Annotated in this window: 3 protein-coding genes; all 3 read right to left on the bottom strand. The window is 67.0% G+C overall.

Annotated elements, in window-relative coordinates; genetic code table 11:
* Positions 1-458: 458 nt before the first annotated feature.
* The 3 genes from ACMI1Q_RS03415 to ACMI1Q_RS03405 are packed head-to-tail and all read right to left on the bottom strand — an operon-like array spanning position 459 to position 2,934.
* Entirely contained in the window at positions 459-2,306 is a 1,848-nt protein-coding gene (locus tag ACMI1Q_RS03415) for a heavy metal translocating P-type ATPase (protein ID WP_419502812.1), read from the bottom strand.
* Between the two features lie 33 nt (positions 2,307-2,339).
* Positions 2,340-2,555 carry a cation transporter gene (locus ACMI1Q_RS03410; protein WP_394967775.1) on the bottom strand — a complete coding sequence of 72 codons (216 nt, stop codon included), beginning with the start codon at positions 2,553-2,555 and terminating at the stop codon, positions 2,340-2,342.
* Between the two features lie 16 nt (positions 2,556-2,571).
* Positions 2,572-2,934, bottom strand: a complete 363-nt coding sequence (locus ACMI1Q_RS03405; RefSeq protein WP_177522138.1) for an ArsR/SmtB family transcription factor — start codon at positions 2,932-2,934, stop codon at positions 2,572-2,574.
* Positions 2,935-3,058 lie beyond the last annotated feature (124 nt).

The raw sequence follows: 3,058 nt of genomic DNA, 5'->3' as shown, positions 1-3,058 counted from the left end.
CGCGCAAGACTTCCCCGCCCCCAGCGCCGCCCGGACAAAGAGACCGACGGCAAGTCAGGGCGGCGCTCTGGCCCGTTTTGCTCCGTCCGCCGCCCGATGCCGGCCGAGCCAGACGCGGCACTGCCGCCGCGTAGTGCGCCTCGGAGCGAACACTTTGCCCGGCTTGAGGGCAAAGTGTCCGAAACGCCGCGTGCGGCGGCGGACAGTGACGCGGCCACCTTGCGCAAAGCTCCCCGGACCACAGCGCCGCCCGGACAAAGAGACGGCCAGCTTTGCGAAAAAGCTCCGCCCGGTTTCTCCCCACCGCACGCTCCATTTCGGACATTTTCCGCGACGAAGGAAAATGTCCGCTCTGATGCGCACTACGTGGGGAAAACCGGGCTTTGCCTCGGCCGGGTCCGCTTTCGCCTCACAAAAAAAGCGGGCGGCCTCCAAGGGCCGCCCGCCGTGCGCTCTGTTCAGTTTTTCGCCGCGCCCAGGGTGCGCATGGAGTTGAGCACCGCCAGCACCATCACGCCCACGTCGGCGAAGATGGCCGCCTGCATGCCCACAAGGCCGAAGGCGCCGAGGGCAAGGCAGCCGAACTTGACCGCCAGGGCGAAGACGATGTTCTGGCGCACCACCGCAAGGCACCTGCGGGCCACCTTCATGGCAAGGCTGAGCTTGGCCGGGTCGTCGTCCATCAAAACGATGTCCGCCGCTTCGATGGCCGCGTCCGAGCCCATGGCCCCCATGGCGATGCCCACGTCCGCCCGGCTGAGCACCGGCGCGTCGTTGATGCCGTCGCCCACAAAGGCCAGGGTGGTGCGCCGGGGCTTTTGGGCCAGCAGCTGCTCCACGCAGGCCACCTTGTCGCCGGGCAGCAGCTGGGCATGCACCTCGTCGATGCCGAGGCTGGCCGCCGTCTGGCGGGCGGCGGCCTCGCCGTCGCCGGTGAGCATCACCGTGCGCACGCCGCCGTCCCGCAGGGCTTTGACCGCCGCTTTGGCGGTGGGCTTTTCCTTGTCGCTGATGAGCACGCCGCCCAGAAACTCGCCGTTCTGGGCCACATACACCGCGCTGCCCGCGCCCTCCACCGGCCGGAAGGCCACCCCCAGCTGCTCCATCAGCCGGGCGCTGCCCACCGCCGTGGGCACGCCGTCCACCAAGGCGGTCACGCCGTGGCCGGCGGTCTCGGTGACCTCCTTCACCCGGTCGGGGGCAGCTTCGATGCCAGCCGCCCGCCGCAGGCTGAGGGCGATGGGATGGCTGGAGAACTGCTCGGCCAGGGCCGCGGCCTCCAGCACGCGGCTCTCCTCCGCGCCGGGGGCGGGCAGCACCCGGGCCACCTCAAAGACGCCCTGGGTGAGGGTGCCGGTCTTGTCGAACACCACGGTGCGGGTGCTGGCGAGGGCCTCCAGATAGTTGCCGCCCTTGACCAGGATGCCCGCCCGGCTGGCCCCGCCGATGCCGCCGAAGAAGGCCAGCGGCACGCTGATGACCAGCGCGCAGGGGCAGCTGATGACCAGGAAGGTGAGCGCGCGGCGCAGCCACTCGCCCCAGCCGCCGAGGAAAAGAGGCGGCAGCACCGCCAGCGCCAGCGCGCCGATGCACACCGCCGGGGTGTACCACCGGGCAAAGCGGGTGATGAAGTTCTCGGCCTTGGCCTTTTTCATGCTGGAATTTTCCACCAGGTCCAAAATGCGGCTGACGGTGGACTGGCCGAAGGGCTTGGTCACCTCCACCCGCAACAGGCCCGTGGTGTTGACGCAGCCGCTGACGACCTCGTCCCCCTCGGCCACGTCCCGGGGCAGGCTCTCGCCGGTGAGGGCGCTGGTGTTCAGGGCCGAAACGCCCTCCACCACCCGGCCGTCCAGCGGGACCTTCTCGCCCGGGCGCACCACGATGATCTGGCCCGGCTGCACTTCCTCCGGGCTCACGGTCACCACCGCGCCGTCTTTTTCAAGGTTGGCGCTGTCCGGCCGGATGTCCATCAGCGCGGCGATGCTGCGGCGGCTCTTGCCCACGGCGTAGCTCTGGAACAGCTCGCCCAGCTGGTAGAACACCATGACCTCCACGCTCTCGCCGTATTCCCCCAGCGCCAGCGCGCCCACGGTGGCCACCGCCATCAGGAAGTTCTCGTCGAACACTTCGCCGTGCACCACGCCCAGCACCGCCCGGCGCAGCACGTCGTAGCCGATGATGAGATAGGGCACAAGGTACAGCGCCAGCCGCGGCAGCCCCTCGGCGGGCACGAACTGCAGCGCGGCCAGCAGCGCCGCCGACACGAGGATGCGCGCCAGCATCCGTTTTTGTTTGCGGTTCATCTTAAGAACGCTCCCTCCCCCCAAAAACCGGGCTCACAGATAAATTTCGCAGTCCGGCTCGATCTTGCGGCAGGCCTTGACCACCTGCTTCATCAGCGCGTCGAAGCCCTCGTCCGGGGCCTCCACCACCATCTTCTGGGTCATAAAGCTGACCGTGGCGCTCTCCACCCCCGGCAGCTTCTGCACCGCCTGTTCCATCTTGGCCGCGCAGTTGGCGCAGTCCACTTCGATTTTGAATGTCTTTTTCATGGCTCGTTCCTCCTTGTTATTCTGCGATATGCTCCAGCCCCAGGGCGATGATGTCCCGCACATGGTCGTCGTCCAGCCCGTAGAACACCGTCTTGCCCTCCCGGCGGAAACGCACCAGCTTGTTGGCCTTCAGGATGCGCAGCTGGTGGCTCACCGCCGAGGGCGTCATGGACAGGCACTGGGCGATGTCGTTGACGCACAGCTCGCTTTCAAACAGCGCGTAAAGAATTTTGACCCGGGTGGTGTCGCCGAAAATTTTATAAAGCTCCGCCAGGTCATAGAGCACCTCGTCCGGCGGCAGCGCGCCGCGCACCTTTTCGCAGCGCTCGCCGTCCTCTCCTTCGCCGCAGGCCTTTGCCCGGGAAATGACTTCTTCCATGGGGGTCCCTCCTATTACAATAAATTTGGACAGGAAAGCCGGGCAGCCAGTCCGGCTTTCTCTCCATCTCGTGCCTAAGCTACAATAAGGGGAGCAACTGGCTGACCAATCCCTCCTTGGGCTT

The sequence above is a fragment of the Candidatus Allofournierella excrementavium genome (assembly GCF_048526665.1).
In the GTDB taxonomy this organism is placed as follows: domain Bacteria; phylum Bacillota; class Clostridia; order Oscillospirales; family Ruminococcaceae; genus Allofournierella_A; species Allofournierella_A excrementavium.
The sequence above is the reverse complement of the archived record's forward strand: the minus strand, read 5'-3'. Positions and strand labels throughout refer to the sequence as shown.